Origin of the sequence: Bacillus sp. NPDC057893, assembly GCF_042796455.1 — a bacterium.
Taxonomy (GTDB): Bacteria; Bacillota; Bacilli; order Bacillales; family Bacillaceae_G; genus Bacillus_A.
This window is the reverse complement of the sequence record NZ_JBHVNG010000005.1, coordinates 126,440-142,383: the sequence shown is the minus strand read 5'-3', so window position 1 is coordinate 142,383 and position 15,944 is coordinate 126,440. Positions and strand designations below refer to the sequence as shown.

The window sequence follows — 15,944 nt, the reverse complement described above, 5'->3', positions numbered from 1 at the left end:
CAAAACGGAGTTATTATTTTGTTGATTAGTCAACAAAATCTTTTGAGGGGAGAATTTAAATGTCTATATTTAGATCACGAAATGAAAGGAACACTGAAAAAAACATAGATAAACATGCTTTAATATTTGGCCTTATTTCTGTTTTTCTTTGTGGAATAGGCTTCAGTATCATAATGCCTGTAGTACCATTCTTAGTGCAGCCATATACAAGCAATCCGGAAGAACAGGCTCTAGTTGTTACGCTACTGACATCTGTTTATGCAGCCTGTGTATTTTTAGCTGCTCCCGTACTCGGAGCTTTGAGCGATAAATATGGCCGTCGTCCATTACTTTTAGTATGCCTTTTCGGTTCTGCAATCGGGTACTTAGTTTTTGGTATAGGAGGAGCTTTATGGGTACTATTTGTTGGACGCATAATAGAAGGTATAACAGGCGGGAGCATAAGTACTATTTTCGCATATTTTGCAGACATCATTCCTCCAGAACAGAGAACGAAATATTTTGGATGGGTGAGTGCAGTTGTAGGTGTAGGAACCATCATTGGCCCAACTCTGGGGGGATTACTTGCCAAGTTTGGTGATTCTGTACCCATGTATTTTGGAGCGATCATAACTTTATTAAATGTTGTTTATGGGCTCATATATATGCCTGAGAGCCTTGACAAAAATAATAGGTTGAAAGAGATTACCTTTGTAAGGTTGAATCCTTTTACACAGCTTTCAAACGTACTTTCCATGAAAAACTTTAAATGGTTACTTGTCTCAGCGTTCTTACTTTGGATACCTAACGGATCTTTACAAGCAATTTTCACACAATTTACAATGGATACTTTCAGTTGGAAGCCTGCATTAATCGGACTTATGTTTTCAATTATGGGCTTTCAAGACATCATTTCACAAGGTTTTATAATGCCAAAGCTTTTGATAAAGCTTAGTGATAAACAAATAGCAATTCTTGGGATGGTTTCGGAGATTATTGGTTACAGTTTTATTGCAGCAGCAGCTTTGTTTTCATTCTATCCACTTCTTATCGTTGGAATGTTAATGTTTGGTTTTGGTGATTCAATCTTCGGGCCTTCATTCAATGGTATGCTCTCAAAGTCTGTCGATTCTAGTGAACAAGGAAGGATTCAAGGTGGAAGCCAATCTATTCAGGCTTTAGCAAGAATGATTGGTCCTATTATTGGAGGGCAAATATATGTATCACTTGGTCATGCCGCACCCGCTTTTATGGGTATAATCCTTATAGCAGCGGCAATTGCAGTTTTGTATAAGGGTACGCATGTAACTATGTAAACTACCTGCTTTATTTCATTTTTGATTATAAAGGGGGTAAGAGAAAATATAGCATACAGTTTTTCACATTGTGTGTGATAAACTTTCATTGTCCTTCTTCATAAAGGGACCCCGCCGCTGGAATCTTTCCGGAATCAACTGCATAACAGATGGATTTAAGAACAAATAGGGTGTCAGAACTTAGGAACAAGTTCTGACACCCTATTTGTTTACAGTTTGATAGTTAAGAGAAGTTCTTTTGCTTTTTTAAAGGATTTATCCCGTAAAAGCCCAATTGATGAAGGATAATATTCAGTGGGGATGGACAAAACTCCCACTAATTAAAGTTTCGCTTTATTTGAAGTTAGAAAAGGTAGGTAAATGACTGACTACTTTAAATCATGTCTGTGTTGAAGCAAATAATGATTCCATCTTTACTTTTCCCTTTTCTCTAATTTCAGCATCTGCATGTTGCATGACAAATTTATGAGCCAAAGCAATTGCTAAAACGTCATCTAATAAGCCAATCCCGATTATCGCAGCTATATCTGGAATGAAATCGATTGCCAATACGTAATAGGATAAAGCGGCTAGTATAACGAGTTTAGCTTTAGCAGGTAATCCTTTTTTTTTCAAAGTGTAGTATAAAATAATACTTTCATATACGCTGGATTTACCGAGGTTTGCTGAGCTTTTTTTGAACTTTTTCCAAAGCGTCTGTTTCTCCATATAAACACTCCTTTTACAAAAATATGGATTTTTTAAAAGGATAGACAAAGAAGAGAAAGAATAATCAATTTCATCATTTTTTCCTATTATACATTTCGATAAGTATAAGCGAATACCTGTTTAAAATAAAATAATGTTTGTTAAGCGAAGGTGATATGAAACGACTCACATTGTTTTGTTACATGGCATGTATAATAAAATGTATGTAGACGATTCAGTTATTATTAAACATTTAATAAGCGGTATGGGGGAAGAAAAATGAAGATAATAGAACTACCAATTGAATTCGAATTTAACGGGAGAAAACAATGTATTTATCCGAGCTTAATCATATTAAACAATGAATTAACTTTAGTAGATACAGGTTATACAAATTTTTCATCTTTAATTGAAGATGAAATTTTAAAACATGGATATGAGATGAAAAACTTAAAAAATATAATTATTACTCATTATGATGACGATCATATAGGGTCTTTATACGATTTCAAAGTGAGATATCCTCAAATTAATATTATTGCTAGTGAAATTGAATCTAACTATATTAGTGGTGATATAAAATCAGAGAGGTTGGTTCAAGCTGAAGAAATGCTAGAACATATGCAAAATGAAGAAAAGGAATTTGGTGAATGGTTTATACAGCAGTTAAAAAAAGTAAGGCATATTCCTGTTGATGAAAAAGTACATGATGGTCAAATGATTTTGAATAATGAATGTAAAATACTGGAGACGCCAGGGCATACTTCGGGGCATATTTCATTATATTTTCCAAATTTGGATTGTGTAATTACGGGAGACGCAGCTGTTCAAGATAATCGAAAATTAGTAATTGCGAATCCGAACTTTTGTTTAGATATAGAAAAAGCGGAGCAGTCTTTAAAGGAGATTAAAAATCTTAAAGCAACAAGATATTATTGCTATCATGGAGGGAAACTCACTGTATAAAATAATAAAAAACCGATCTATTTTAAAATAAAAAGATCGGTTTTTTAATTCATAGATTCTGCAATTTGAATCAAATCATTTACATTGTATTTTCTTTTTAAATGTAGTTTGTTACCAATTGAGATTTTATATTGAAAACTGTCTTTTTGAAAAATGAGCTCATATGCTAAATCAAAATGAGGGTTATATATTGCTTTTATATTATTTTTTAAGCGGTAAAATTTAGTTCCTTTATGTACATATTGGACTAATTTATTTTGAATTGGTGAAACAGTGATTTTTAAAATCGCATTAATATCTTCATTATTGTAATGGAGTTCCAAGTAATTGTTATAGATGTGACCGTGAAATTGTTGAATTTTAAATGGGAATATTGTAGGGGTAAGTATATGCTGTTTATATTGCAATTCATATTCTTTTACAATAGTAGCTTCTTTCATAAACGGATTAGTTCCATCATAAATTTGATTAATTTGAGATATTTTATTATTTTTTGTTACGATTTCTAAAATGGAACCAATAGTAAATACATTATTAGTGTCTTTGACATAAGTAATAAGAATTGTAGTATCCTCTTTAGGAGATGGTACTTCTACAATTTCATGAAAATGTTTATCTTTTTGGAAAGCAGGTAGTTTAATCCCTTCTGTTACATATGACTGCATTAATTTCTCATCATTTTTGAGTAAAGCATGTTTAAATTTACTTATTACATCGGTTTGAGATTTGGCCATAATAATTGAGGTGGATTGAAAATATAGTAAGATAAATATGCAAAAAGTCTTTATTAATTTAGTGTTCACTTTTATCACCCTCTAACTATATTTCCGTAAATTTTAAATATATATGTAAAGGAACGTATACATTTAAAAGAAGTCATAGGAGGGAAGATTATGAGCTCTTTATTTGATGTAATTGCAGATGTAATTTTATTTTATCCTCGAAATGATATGAAATTAAAACATCATATTGCGAAATTAAGCGAATTTGAGTGGTTTCGAAATTTACATGAAGATAAGAAGTATACGAGTTTAATTTGGAATAACAGCAAAATTAAGAAGTACATTTTGTCTTCTGGCAATATGGACGGACTTTTAAAATCTGAAAGAAAACAAACCGAATTTGTCCAACTTGTATATAGTGAATATAAAAAAAGAAGATAAGAATTTTTTTATTTTTCATATTTGGCGAAACAAATGGTACAATGAAAGCTAATGTGAAAAATAAGGAAAAGAAGTGGTCTATTTGAAAAACTTTTTAGAATTAGGAATTAGTGAAACTTTTAATCATACATTACGTGAAAATGGAATTTCGGAAGCAACACCAATTCAAGAGAAAGCAATTCCTGTTATTATGTCAGGAAAAGATATTATTGGGCAAGCGAAAACAGGGACGGGTAAAACGTTAGCATTCGTGTTACCGATTTTAGAAAAAATCGATCCAGAGTCTAGTGATGTTCAGGCTTTAATTGTTGCACCAACAAGGGAACTAGCACTGCAAATTACAACTGAAATTAAAAAAATGCTTGTTCAAAGAGAAGATATTAATGTACTAGCGATATATGGCGGACAAGATGTAGCACAACAATTAAGAAAATTAAAAGGTAATACACATATAGTTGTAGCGACACCAGGACGATTATTAGATCATATACGTCGTGAAACAATTGATTTAAGTAATCTTTCAACAATTGTACTAGATGAAGCGGATCAAATGCTTTATTTCGGATTCTTATATGATATTGAAGATATTTTAGATGAGACACCTGATAGTAAACAAACGATGTTATTCTCAGCAACGATGCCAAAAGATATTAAAAAATTGGCGAAACGTTATATGGAAGAGCCGCAAATGATTCAAGTACAAAGTGAAGAAGTAACGGTAGATACAATTGAGCAGCGTGTCATTGAGACGACAGATCGTGCAAAGCCAGATGCACTTCGTTTTGTTATGGATCGTGATCAGCCATTTTTAGCAGTTATTTTCTGTCGTACAAAGGTTAGAGTAAGTAAGCTGTATGATAATTTAAAAGGACTAGGTTATAATTGTGCTGAACTTCATGGTGATATACCTCAAGCGAAACGTGAAAGAGTCATGAAGAGTTTCCGCGAAGCTAAAATTCAGTACTTAATTGCGACTGATGTAGCAGCTCGTGGACTTGATGTAGATGGTGTAACGCACGTATTTAACTTTGATATCCCTGAAGATGTAGAAAGTTATATTCACCGCATTGGCCGAACAGGACGTGCAGGTGGATCAGGTCTTGCAATTACGTTCGTTGCAGCGAAAGATGAAAAACATTTAGAAGAAATTGAAAAAACGCTTGGTGCACCAATACAAAGACAAATAATCGAACAACCGATGATAAAAAATGTAGATGAAAATGGAAAACCGGTACAAAAGCCGGCTCCAAAGAAATCAGGTCAATATCGTCAAAGAGATAGCCGTGAAGGTTCAAGAAGTGGTTCAAAAGGTGGTCCAAGAAACGATTCAAGAAATAGTTCGAGAAATGATAACAATCGATCATTTAATAAGCCAAGCAATAAAAAAAGTAGTACAAAACAAGGTCAACAAAGACGTGGCCGTTAAATAGTTATTATTAAAAAAGAGTCGCAAAGCGTTGCGGCTCTTTTTTATTTTTAAACAACGCAGTCGATATAAGTACAAGGGTGATTGCATAGGAATAATTTTTAAAATTTCATTCACCGTATTAAAAATAAATTTTAAAATTCATAAAGGAAATATAAAGTAGGTTGTTGTATATGTACGATAACAGGAAACTTTTTACATACTAAACATATACTTTAAATAAACCGACAGTCGGTCCGTAGGAAGGAGTACATGAATGAGGATCGTAAAAGAATATGGGGAGCGTAGAAATGAAATTTTAGAAACTGCTGAACGTTTGTTTATTACAAAAGGGTATACGAAAACTACAGTAAATGACATTTTAAAAGAGATTGGTATAGCAAAGGGGACGTTTTATCATTATTTTAAGTCGAAAGAAGAAGTAATGGATGAAATTATTATGAGGATTATTAAAGCAGATGTTGCTAAAGCGAAAGCAATTGTCTCTAATCCTAATATCCCAGTTTTAGATAAGTTATTTCGAGTTTTAATGGAACAATCACCAAAATCAGGAGATGTAAAAGATAAAATGATTGAACAATTTCATCAGCCAAATAATGCGGAAATGCATCAAAAAAGTATAGTACAATCAATTATTCATTTATCTCCTGTTTTAGCAGAGATTTTAGAACAAGGAATCGCTGAAGGCATATTTTCTACTCCATACCCACAAGAAACGATTGAATTATTACTCTCTTCAGCACAAGTCATATTTGATGAGGGTTTATTCCAGTGGAAGCCGGAAGAAATGATGAGGAGAGCTAAAGCTTATATTAAAATGATGGAAGCATCTGTTGGAGCGAAAGAGGGAGCCTTTGATTACATGGTGGAGGTTTTAATCAAACAGAAATAGTAATTTTCTGTTTGGATATTATCGACCGACAGTCGGTCTGAATCGAATGAAGGGTGTGATGAGGATGCCAGCAAGTATAAGATCTTCTATGAAAGATTTTCACTTAATGGTGAGTGGGCAAATTATTACTATTCTAGGATCAGCACTTTTACGTTTTGCTCTGTCGTTATACGTATTAGATATAACAGGGCGTGCTGATATATTCGCAGGACTATATGCAGTAACGAGTATTCCTTTTTTGCTAGCCCCTCTCGGCGGAGCAATAGCAGATCGTTTCAATCGCCGTAATTTAATGGTTATTTTTGATTTTATAAACGCTGCGATTGTATTAAGCTTTATAGTTTTGTTATTTACTGGATCTGTATCTATTCTATTAATTGGAACAATTATGTTTTTGCTAGCAGTCATTAGTGCAATGTACTCACCAGTTGTAATGGCGAGTATTCCGCAATTAGTTCCAGAGAAAAAGTTAGAACAAGCAAACGGTATCGTAAATGGTGTGCAAGCATTATCTAATATAGTAGCTCCTGTATTAGGAGGAATATTGTACGGCATAATTGGTTTGAAAATACTTGTAATAATAAGTTGCCTTGCTTTCTTTTTATCTGCGATTTTAGAAATGTTTATTACAATACCTTTTATAAAAAGAGCGCAAGAAAGCCATATAATACCGACAATTGTAAAGGATATGAAAGATGGCTTCGTATACGTTTTAAAACAACCATTTATTTTGAAATCTATGCTTTTAGCTGCATTACTAAATTTAATATTGACACCACTATTTGTTGTTGGTACTCCAATTATTATACGAGTAACAATGGAAAGTAGCGACACGTTATACGGAATTGGAATGGGATTAATCGATTTTGCTACTATTTTAGGTGCATTATCAATAGGTTTTTTTGCGAAAAAGCTGAAGATGAAAACATTGTTTTACTGGATGCTTTTAATAGCATTATTAGTAATACCAATGGCACTATCAGTTACGCCTTTTATTCTTAATTTAGGATACTATCCACCATTTATCCTCTTTATACTTTCTTCTATTTTAATTGCAATGATCATGACAATTGTATCCATCTATGTAATTACTGTAGTCCAAAAGAAAACACCAAATGAAAACCTAGGAAAAGTAATGGCAATTATAACAGCGGTATCTCAATGTATGGCACCAATTGGGCAAGTCATTTATGGTTTTATGTTTGAAGAATACAGTATGAAAATTTATTTACCTATATTAGCTATTAGTTTCATAATGATAATAATAGCGATAGTGACGAAGAAAATATTATGGAATGAGGGGAACTAGCTTAATATGATTAGGAGAATGTTAAAAAGAGATTTCTCTCAAAATAACATGATAATTACCATTTTATTTATGTTTATCATGTTATCAAGTCTTTTAATGGCTAGTGCTTCAAGTAATGTTATAAATCTATTGAACTCGATGGATCAATTGTTTAAAGTATCAAACGCACCGCACTTCGTACAAATGCATGCCGGAGAAATAAATCAAAAGTCAATCGATTCATTTGTAGCGAAAACTCCTTTTGTAAAAAAACAGCAAACAGCTGAGATGGTTCAAATAGGCGAATCTAACATTTTTATAAAGAAGAAAAATCAAGCGGAACATAATAGTGTAATGGACATTAGCTTCGTTAAACAAAATAGTAATTTTGACTTTTTATTAGATTTAAATAATGAAGTGATCGATGTTAGGAAAGGGGAAATAGGTGTACCAATTTATTATATGCAAAAATATAATTTGCGTATTGGAGATAAAATATGGGTTGTTAAAAATAATAATGAACTAGAATTGGCTATTTCGGCATTTGTTCGTGATGTTCAAATGAACCCATCACTTGTTAGTTCAAAACGATTTGTAATAAGCGATGAAGACTTCGAAAGAATAAAGGGGAATTTTGGAGAAAGTGAATATCTTATTGAATTCCAGCTAACAGATTTAGATAAAATAAATGAATTTGAAACTTTATACCAGTCATCGAACTTACCCCAAAAAGGTCCCTCTATTACGTATTCACTCTTTAAAACACTCAATTCATTAACAGATGGAATAATAGCTGCAGTGCTGATCATTATAAGTGCATTATTAATGTTAATCGCAATTTTATGTTTTAGATTTACGATTATTACTTCTATGGAAGAAGATTATCGGGAAATTGGTGTTATGAAAGCTATCGGCATTCAAAGTAAAGATATTCAAAAACTATATGTAACAAAATATGTTGTTATTTCCGCTATTGGATGTATATGTGGATATATCCTTTCGTTATTTGTTACAAAAATATTTACCTCTAACATCGCACTTTATATGGGGACAGCTAATAAAAGTATTTTACATTATGTTGTGCCATTGATAGTCACAACATTGTTATTTCTAGCCGTTATCTTTTTTTGCCGCATGATTTTGCGGAATTTCAGGAGAATTACAGCAATAGACGCTTTACGATCAAGAGATAAACTAGGAAAAAGAAAGATTAGAAGATTTTTTTCTCTCTATCAAACTAAAATTGCAAATGTAAATATATTTATTGGTATACAAGATGTAGTGAAACGATTTAAGTTATATCGAGTATTAAGTATCGTTTTTATAATTGCAGTGTTCATGATTGTTGTACCAGTTAACTTTTTGTACACGATTCAGTCACCGCAATTTGTTAATTATATGGGAACGGGAAAGAGTGATATACGAATAGATTTACAGCAATCTGAAAATATAGAAAAACGGTTTAATGACGTTATATCGTATATCGGAAACGATGAAGAGGTAGAAAAATATGCAGCATTTGTAACGAGTACATTTAAAATGGTGAAAGCTGATGGTACAAATGGAAATTTAAATGTAGAAGTGGGAGATTTCATCCAATTTCCAATAGAATATGTTAAAGGTATGGCACCAAAAAATGAAAATGAGATCGCTCTCTCTTATATGAACGCAGATGAATTAAAAAAGACTATAGGGGATGAAATCGTTTTATTTGTAGAAGGAAAAGAGAAAATGCTAACTATTAGTGGTATATATCAAGATGTAACGAATGGAGGAAAAACAGCTAAAGCGAGTTTTTCTTACAATAAAGAAAATATATTATGGTACGTAGTAAATGTAGATATGAAACCCAAAGTGAATCTGCAAGAAAAAGTGAAGGAGTATAAACAAAATTTTAATTCTGCAAAAATAACAGATACGGATAATTATTTATCTCAAACTTTAGGAGAGACGATTAAACAATTAAGACTCGTGACACAAGTGGCAATTTTGATTGCTATATTGATATCGGTTTTAATAACTGCGATGTTTTTTAAAATGTTATTGGTAAAAGATTCTTCGCAAATATTAATTATGAAAAGTATCGGCTTTTCCTACAAAGATATTCGTATACAATATGTTACTCGTTCTATTGCTATAGTATTAGTAGGTATTTTAACAGGGACATTTATAGCTGCTACGTTTGGAGAAACACTAATAAGCTGGTTAGGTTCATTTATGGGAGCAGCTCACATAAAGTTTGTTGTTAATCCGATCATTTCTTATGTGGTATGTCCAGCTATTTTATTTATATCTGTGACCGCAGCAACACTTTTCAGTAGTTTTACAGTGAAACAAACAAGTGATTTAAAGCTAAATGGGGAGTAGGAGGTGTGTAATTTGAAAAAAATTTTAGAAGTAAAACAATTAAATAAAAAATACGCAATGGATGGAAATAAAACTTACCATATGTTAAAAAATATAAATTTAGAGATTTATGAGGGAGAGTTTATATCGGTCATGGGACCTTCTGGTTCAGGAAAATCGACGTTACTATATAATATTAGCGGAATGGATCGAATGTCATCAGGAAGTGTGAAAGTTGATAGTAAAGAAATAACATGTATGAAAGAAGAGGTGTTAGCAAAATTACGACTCAGCGAAATGGGATTTATTTTTCAACAGAGCAATCTTCTTAGAAATTTGAATCTTTTTGATAATATAGTTTTGCCTGCGTATTTAGCAAAAATTGAGAGCAGGAAAATAATAAATAAACGTGCACTTGAATTGATGAAGAAAACGGGAATTAGTCAAATTGCAACTAATAATATAACTGAAGCATCAGGAGGAGAATTACAAAGGGTATCTATTTGTAGAGCGCTCATAAATAAACCTAATATTATTTTTGCTGACGAACCAACGGGTGCTTTGAATTTAAAAGCGACAGAAGAGGTAATGGATATTTTAGCAAATATAAACCGTATGGGAACTACAATTATGCTAGTTACTCATGACGTAAAGGTAGCAGCTAAAACAGAAAGAGTTCTTTTTATGGTGGACGGAGAAATTGTTAGCGAAATACAGATGGGTAAGTATAGAAAAGATGATTTGAAGGTGCGAGAAGAGAAGTTGTTAAAATGGTTAACTGTACTTAGATTTTAAAGAGATAATATTTTTGACTCCTATTGAATATAGGAGTTTTTTCTTTGTTTGAAAGTTTAAAAAGAGATATAATAATTTTCTGACTATTGAAATGTGGAGGGGGACAAATGAAACATGAAACGTTACACACACAAGAAGATATTTTAAAAATGCTTGATTCATTATTAAGACCTGCTGAACCATTTTGGAATGAATTTTATGCAAATAGAGAAAAGAATGTTCCATTTTTTGGAAATGTTCCAGATGAAAACCTAGTTTCATATTTACAAAAAGAATGGGTTTTCAAAGGGGAAGTGTTGGAGCTTGGATGTGGTCCAGGAAGAAACGCAATTTATTTAGCGAATGAAGGATTTGATGTAACCGCGGTGGATTTATCTGTAGAAGGTATTAATTGGGCGAAAGAGAGGGCGTTAGCAAAAGGGGCGAAAATTCACTTTATTTGTGATTCGATTTTTAATTTAGAAACTCAAAATGAATTTGATTTTGTATATGATTCGGGCTGTTTGCATCACATTCCACCGCATAGAAGAATGAATTATGTCGATTTAATTAATAACTCATTGAAATCTGGTGGTTATTTCGGATTAACATGTTTTGCAGCAGGTGATCTGGATGAACGAAATGGATCAGAAATAACAGATTGGGATGTATATAGGGGTTGGAGTTTACAAGGTGGACTGGCATATTCTGAAGAAAAATTAAGAGAAGTATTTAAAGAATTTGAAGTAATTGAAATTAGAAAGATGAAGCAAATTGAACAACCAAATAATATGTTTGGGGAATCATTTCTTTGGACAGCATTATTTAAGAAGAAATAAAACATAGATAATTGACAAACTCATCGTTTTTATAGACAATACATTAATAGGAACGTACGTTTGGTTTTATTGACCGATGTATGTTTTGCATAAATACATAACAAGGGGATGTCTCTAAATGAGTAATACAAATCAAAAAATCACTACGTTTTTAATGTTTGAGGGAAAAGCTGAAGAAGCGATGGATTTTTATACATCGTTATTTGATCAATCAGAAATTGTAAACATCTCTCGTTACGATGAAAAGGGACCTGGTAAAGAGGGAACTGTAATACATGCAACATTCACGTTAAATGGCCAAGAATTCATGTGTATTGATAGTTATGTAAAGCATGATTTTACATTCACTCCATCTATGTCTCTTTATGTAACTTGTGATACGGAAGAAGAAATTGAAACTGTTTTTAATAAGTTAGCGCAAGACGGAGCAATTCTTATGCCTTTAGGTGCCTATCCATTTAGTAAAAAATTTGGCTGGTTAAATGATAAGTATGGTGTGTCTTGGCAGTTAACACTTGCTGAATAAAAAAGAAAAATCGTAGCTTATTTGTTTAATGGATTCAGTTAAGAGGTGTAAAACTTGTTTTGATAATAGTTTTGACACTCAAAATACACAAGTCAAAAAGGATGGCAAGTGCCATCCTTTTTGACATATATTGAACTTTTACTGTTTTTAAGAGCCTTCTTCGACTAATGCCCCGTGTAACAAGCCGAAATTCTTAATCGACCTGTAACTTTATAGCTTTAGTGGCAATAAAGGTTTTAATATGCTTATCTAATATCCTTGTTCCACCAAAATCATCCTCATAAAAACCCGTTATAACAAAACCAGCTTCAATTTGACCTTGGATTTGGTCTTCTAAAGTATGTGCGTATTCTATTGTTTGATTTGAATTGATGTAATCTTGAACTTCATTCTCTGGTAAAAAATCCAATGTTGATGAAGGTATTGAATGTTTAACATCAAGAATGCCTTTTTGTTCTTGGTTGTCATCAAAAATCCAGAGTAAAGGATTTGTAAATCCAGAAATAAGAATGCCTTTATTCTTTAAAACTCTTGAAACTTCATTCCATACAAGATGAACATCTTTTACAAATAAATTAGAAACAGAATTTACAACAATATCAAAATATCTATCTTCAAAATCACTAAGGTCTGACATATCTCCTTGTACTGTTTTTAAAGTCAAACCCTCCCGTTTTGCTACCTTTTCATCTTGTTCCAATTGCTTCTTAGATATATCAGTAACTGTTACATCTGCTCCAGCAGCAGCTAGAACTGGTGCTTGTTGTCCGCCACCTGATGCTAAACAAAGTATCTTTAATCCCTCTAATGACTTTGGAAACCAATCTCTAGGAACTGATTTTTCTGTGGTGACTGTGATTTCCCATTCACCTGATTTACTTTTTTCAATAACCTCGCTACTTACAGGTTGCGTGTATCTAGAACCTTCTTCAACCTTCTTATCCCATGCATTACTGTTTTGTTGTATAGTATCCATTATGATTATTCCTCCTAACTATCTAGTTGTATTTTAAATGTAAATTTAATACTTATTTATACATTCCCTTTAATTGATTTATAGGAGCTTTTTTCATTTACTTAAGGACAGAAGGCGTAGTCTTTTCTAACCAAAGAATGCCATCATATTGTTCTGTCGGAATCATGATTTCTTCTTTTTCTTTAATCCCCCAATAACTGGCTGCAGTAGGAGTAAACATCCATGAAGTTTCTGGTCGGTTACTTTCTCCCTTTAGGTTAACAAAAACATGGGGACTTCCCACCGTGCTGATTATTTTTTCAACGCTTTGTTCTTCATGTTCGTTATGTACAGGAATAACATCTTTATTGTTAGAACCCCAACTGCTTCCACTATACGCAAATACGCCAATCGTGTACATTTGGTTTTTGATGCGCTGCGGAAGATAATCCATCATATTGGGGCCTACATAATTGTATTGTTGAACCTTCATAAAGTCTAATATCATTTTCGAATTTTGTTTTCGAATATGATAATTATGTCCCCATACAATGATTTTTTTGTTTTTATACTGCATTTCAGTGAGCCATGCTAGGTTTTGTGCCATTTTTTGATCTCGGATATAAAGAGAGTAGTCTGTAAGGTTAGGTGAGAGGATACCACCTCTAACTTTCATGTCAGCATCTAAATGCGTTTTAATCGCATCAATCCGTATATTAATTGATTTCTCCAGAAAGTTCACATCATACGTAGGATGAGGTGCAACCTGAGTCAATTCAGCTTTATGATTTTGAATAAACGTTCTTACGTTTTCAAATTTGTTGATTACTGGCTGTATTTCTATTTTATATTGATCATAGGGATAGGTACCTTTAAATTCATAGTAATACTTATCCAGACTAATCAACTCTGTTACTGCTGCATCAAATTCAGATGCAACTTCAGGACTTAGTTTTTGCAACCATTCTTTTGCATAGGGATAGAAGGGTGATTGATAAAACAAATTCAAATCAAAACCAGCTAATGTGAGTGGCTTTCCTTTTTCTTTTTGTTCTTTCATATAGATAAACAATTGCTCGATTTCCTCTGTTTGCCATACACCTTCTAACGATTGTTTCATTGCTTCCGTAGCGGTTAAGCGATCAAAATTTTGCTGAACTGCACTTGCTTCCGCAAGCCCAGATTCAAACGCAATTACATCGTACCCTAGTTCCTCATGTAAGTACTGAATCATACGTATTTTGGATTGATTGATTTCTTTCGCACCATGCGTACTTTCGCCAAGTACAACAATGCGTTTGTCCTTTACTGCCTCTTTAAGAAAAGATAAATCTTCTGTTGTCTGAGAAGTAGGTTCTTGTAATCTTTTTGCATGCCCGTTTAACCACTCCTCCCATTCGGGTTGGTCAACTAGTTTTTCTGCCGCAAATGCGACAGAGGTAAAGGTTGTACAGGCTAGAATCGTACTCATTAGCCCAAGTTTCCATTTTTTACGCACAACAACGCCTCCAAGTATCATAGTTTACAAGCTGAAAAGAAGTGATACTAAAATTTACTAATATACCATTATTTATAATACTGCATATGAGAATTTTTAACAATATAAATATTTAGAAAATTAAAAAGGCTCCTTCGATGTAGAGAAGAAACCTTTCTTTCTATAGCACATTTTGCATGAATGTTTACTACTTTATTCTTGTGTTATCATTTCTCTTCACATTGTTTTACTTTGCTCAAGCAGTTCCATTACCTCAGGATCTTGTGTGGAATCTGGAATGAGTACATGAATTTCAAAGTTCATTTTTATGCTTTTCGTATCTATTTACTTATATTTTCATTCTTACTGAACGCTACATCATTAGCAGTTTGTTTATATCCAAGGTTGCCTCGTGTGAAAATAAGTATAAGCAAAGCTACAAGGCCTAATCCTATCACTACAAATATATCCGTATTCTTTAAAACTGCGTTGGTGGAATGAGTTTGTACCAAACTAAACGTATTTACACTCGCATGAACGAGCATGAGAATAAATAAGTTTCCGTGATGGCAGTTATAGACCCAAGTGAGAATGATTGAAATCGGTAAACACAGCAAAATAAAAATTGGCAAATGAATATATAGGATTGAAAGGTCAGAACTTGGTCCACCCCTTTGTGCAGCCGTTAAGAAGTGTGGAAGATGCCAAAATGCCCACAAAACACTTAGTAGTAATGTACCTTTTAGTGGTCCAAATTTCGATTGTAATCGAGGTAGAGCAAAACCTCGCCATCCGATTTCCTCAGGGAAGGGTCCGCCGAGAAAGAAAATAGCTACAAAAGAGATGAGATAGGTTACAAAAAATTCAGTATTTAAGCTATGGAAAGTAGGTATCCCTCCATTTACTATCACCATACCCAGAAACAGTACAGCAGGGATAACGATAAGAGTAAACAAGTACCACTTCAAATCAACTTTAATAGATAGGATGCTTTTTCTAACTTTTTTCCATGACTCTTTGCCTTCAATAGTTCGAAACATAATATACGCTGCTAACATAGGACCTGCAAATACATTGGCATAAAAGAAAATATCAAACGCTTTTGATTTAGGGAGAATACCCCATTGCGATAAGATAAATGGAATTAAAACAACCCACGAGAATACATATGCCATTATAAAAAATGAAGTTAACGGATAGGATTCCAAATGCCCTCTCAGACCACGTGATGAGTTTTGTGATTTTGTTAAATCTTTCAGCATAATCACCTCTTCAATTTTAAAATACTGTGATATATGCTAATTCTACAT

The 15,944-nt window shown here is 32.9% G+C and carries 15 protein-coding genes; 10 read left to right on the top strand and 5 right to left on the bottom strand.

The window, feature by feature from the left end; all coding sequences use genetic code 11:
• Positions 1–59: 59 nt before the first annotated feature.
• A complete protein-coding gene (locus tag ACFVQC_RS21840; RefSeq protein ID WP_377899261.1) occupies positions 60–1,295 on the top strand; it encodes an MFS transporter in 1,236 nt (411 codons plus the stop codon).
• Between the two features lie 378 nt (positions 1,296–1,673).
• Here ACFVQC_RS21840 and ACFVQC_RS21835 read toward each other — a convergent pair whose 3' ends face one another.
• The gene (locus tag ACFVQC_RS21835; RefSeq protein WP_002147981.1) at positions 1,674–2,003 is read right to left on the bottom strand and encodes a YkvA family protein; all 330 of its coding nucleotides are present in this window, start codon (positions 2,001–2,003) and stop codon (positions 1,674–1,676) included.
• 258 nt (positions 2,004–2,261) lie between these two features.
• On the opposite strand from ACFVQC_RS21835, the gene ACFVQC_RS21830 reads away from it, so the two are divergent.
• Entirely contained in the window at positions 2,262–2,948 is a 687-nt protein-coding gene (locus ACFVQC_RS21830) for an MBL fold metallo-hydrolase (protein ID WP_377899259.1), read from the top strand.
• Positions 2,949–2,992: 44 nt separating this feature from the next.
• Here the strand turns inward: ACFVQC_RS21830 and ACFVQC_RS21825 are convergent, their stop codons facing one another.
• On the bottom strand, positions 2,993–3,751 hold the full coding sequence (locus ACFVQC_RS21825) for a hypothetical protein (protein ID WP_377899258.1): 759 nt from the start codon (positions 3,749–3,751) through the stop codon (positions 2,993–2,995).
• A gap of 90 nt (positions 3,752–3,841) precedes the next feature.
• On the opposite strand from ACFVQC_RS21825, the gene ACFVQC_RS21820 reads away from it, so the two are divergent.
• The 8 genes from ACFVQC_RS21820 to ACFVQC_RS21785 all read left to right on the top strand — a co-directional run bounded on the left by ACFVQC_RS21820 (position 3,842) and on the right by ACFVQC_RS21785 (position 12,202).
• The gene (locus ACFVQC_RS21820; RefSeq protein ID WP_377895432.1) at positions 3,842–4,111 is read left to right on the top strand and encodes a hypothetical protein; all 270 of its coding nucleotides are present in this window, start codon (positions 3,842–3,844) and stop codon (positions 4,109–4,111) included.
• Between the two features lie 73 nt (positions 4,112–4,184).
• On the top strand, positions 4,185–5,537 hold the full coding sequence (locus ACFVQC_RS21815; protein ID WP_377895430.1) for a DEAD/DEAH box helicase: 1,353 nt from the start codon (positions 4,185–4,187) through the stop codon (positions 5,535–5,537).
• 256 nt (positions 5,538–5,793) lie between these two features.
• Positions 5,794–6,429 carry a TetR/AcrR family transcriptional regulator gene (locus ACFVQC_RS21810; RefSeq protein ID WP_377895428.1) on the top strand — a complete coding sequence of 212 codons (636 nt, stop codon included), beginning with the start codon at positions 5,794–5,796 and terminating at the stop codon, positions 6,427–6,429.
• A 46-nt stretch (positions 6,430–6,475) separates the two neighbouring features.
• On the top strand, positions 6,476–7,738 hold the full coding sequence (locus ACFVQC_RS21805) for an MFS transporter (protein ID WP_377895425.1): 1,263 nt from the start codon (positions 6,476–6,478) through the stop codon (positions 7,736–7,738).
• Positions 7,739–7,744: 6 nt separating this feature from the next.
• Positions 7,745–10,084, top strand: coding sequence for an ABC transporter permease (locus tag ACFVQC_RS21800; RefSeq protein WP_377895422.1), 2,340 nt, complete (start codon positions 7,745–7,747; stop codon positions 10,082–10,084).
• A 12-nt stretch (positions 10,085–10,096) separates the two neighbouring features.
• Complete coding sequence (locus tag ACFVQC_RS21795; protein ID WP_377895420.1) at positions 10,097–10,858, top strand: ABC transporter ATP-binding protein; 762 nt, start codon at positions 10,097–10,099, stop codon at positions 10,856–10,858.
• Positions 10,859–10,965: 107 nt separating this feature from the next.
• Positions 10,966–11,676, top strand: coding sequence for a class I SAM-dependent methyltransferase (locus tag ACFVQC_RS21790; protein ID WP_377899257.1), 711 nt, complete (start codon positions 10,966–10,968; stop codon positions 11,674–11,676).
• A 118-nt stretch (positions 11,677–11,794) separates the two neighbouring features.
• On the top strand, positions 11,795–12,202 hold the full coding sequence (locus tag ACFVQC_RS21785) for a VOC family protein (RefSeq protein ID WP_377899256.1): 408 nt from the start codon (positions 11,795–11,797) through the stop codon (positions 12,200–12,202).
• A gap of 193 nt (positions 12,203–12,395) precedes the next feature.
• Here the strand turns inward: ACFVQC_RS21785 and ACFVQC_RS21780 are convergent, their stop codons facing one another.
• The 3 genes from ACFVQC_RS21780 to ACFVQC_RS21770 form a co-directional block, all read right to left on the bottom strand.
• Positions 12,396–13,178, bottom strand: a complete 783-nt coding sequence (locus ACFVQC_RS21780; RefSeq protein WP_377899254.1) for a class I SAM-dependent methyltransferase — start codon at positions 13,176–13,178, stop codon at positions 12,396–12,398.
• A 97-nt stretch (positions 13,179–13,275) separates the two neighbouring features.
• Positions 13,276–14,655, bottom strand: a complete 1,380-nt coding sequence (locus ACFVQC_RS21775) for an erythromycin esterase family protein (RefSeq protein WP_377899253.1) — start codon at positions 14,653–14,655, stop codon at positions 13,276–13,278.
• A 320-nt stretch (positions 14,656–14,975) separates the two neighbouring features.
• Positions 14,976–15,896, bottom strand: a complete 921-nt coding sequence (locus tag ACFVQC_RS21770; RefSeq protein WP_377899252.1) for a CPBP family intramembrane glutamic endopeptidase — start codon at positions 15,894–15,896, stop codon at positions 14,976–14,978.
• Between the last annotated feature and the right edge of the window lie 48 nt (positions 15,897–15,944).

Bases quoted from the DNA above. Each gene is read 5' to 3' on its own strand.
- ACFVQC_RS21835 (WP_002147981.1), bottom strand. From the start codon at position 2,003: ATGGAGAAACAGACGCTTTGGAAAAAGTTCAAAAAAAGCTCAGCAAAC.
- ACFVQC_RS21820 (WP_377895432.1), top strand. From the start codon at position 3,842: ATGAGCTCTTTATTTGATGTAATTGCAGATGTAATTTTATTTTATCCT.
- ACFVQC_RS21805 (WP_377895425.1), top strand. From the start codon at position 6,476: ATGAAGGGTGTGATGAGGATGCCAGCAAGTATAAGATCTTCTATGAAA.
- ACFVQC_RS21770 (WP_377899252.1), bottom strand. From the start codon at position 15,896: ATGCTGAAAGATTTAACAAAATCACAAAACTCATCACGTGGTCTGAGA.
- ACFVQC_RS21780 (WP_377899254.1), bottom strand. From the start codon at position 13,178: ATGGATACTATACAACAAAACAGTAATGCATGGGATAAGAAGGTTGAA.
- ACFVQC_RS21800 (WP_377895422.1), top strand. From the start codon at position 7,745: ATGATTAGGAGAATGTTAAAAAGAGATTTCTCTCAAAATAACATGATA.
- ACFVQC_RS21830 (WP_377899259.1), top strand. From the start codon at position 2,262: ATGAAGATAATAGAACTACCAATTGAATTCGAATTTAACGGGAGAAAA.
- ACFVQC_RS21785 (WP_377899256.1), top strand. From the start codon at position 11,795: ATGAGTAATACAAATCAAAAAATCACTACGTTTTTAATGTTTGAGGGA.
- ACFVQC_RS21790 (WP_377899257.1), top strand. From the start codon at position 10,966: ATGAAACATGAAACGTTACACACACAAGAAGATATTTTAAAAATGCTT.
- ACFVQC_RS21810 (WP_377895428.1), top strand. From the start codon at position 5,794: ATGAGGATCGTAAAAGAATATGGGGAGCGTAGAAATGAAATTTTAGAA.
- ACFVQC_RS21840 (WP_377899261.1), top strand. From the start codon at position 60: ATGTCTATATTTAGATCACGAAATGAAAGGAACACTGAAAAAAACATA.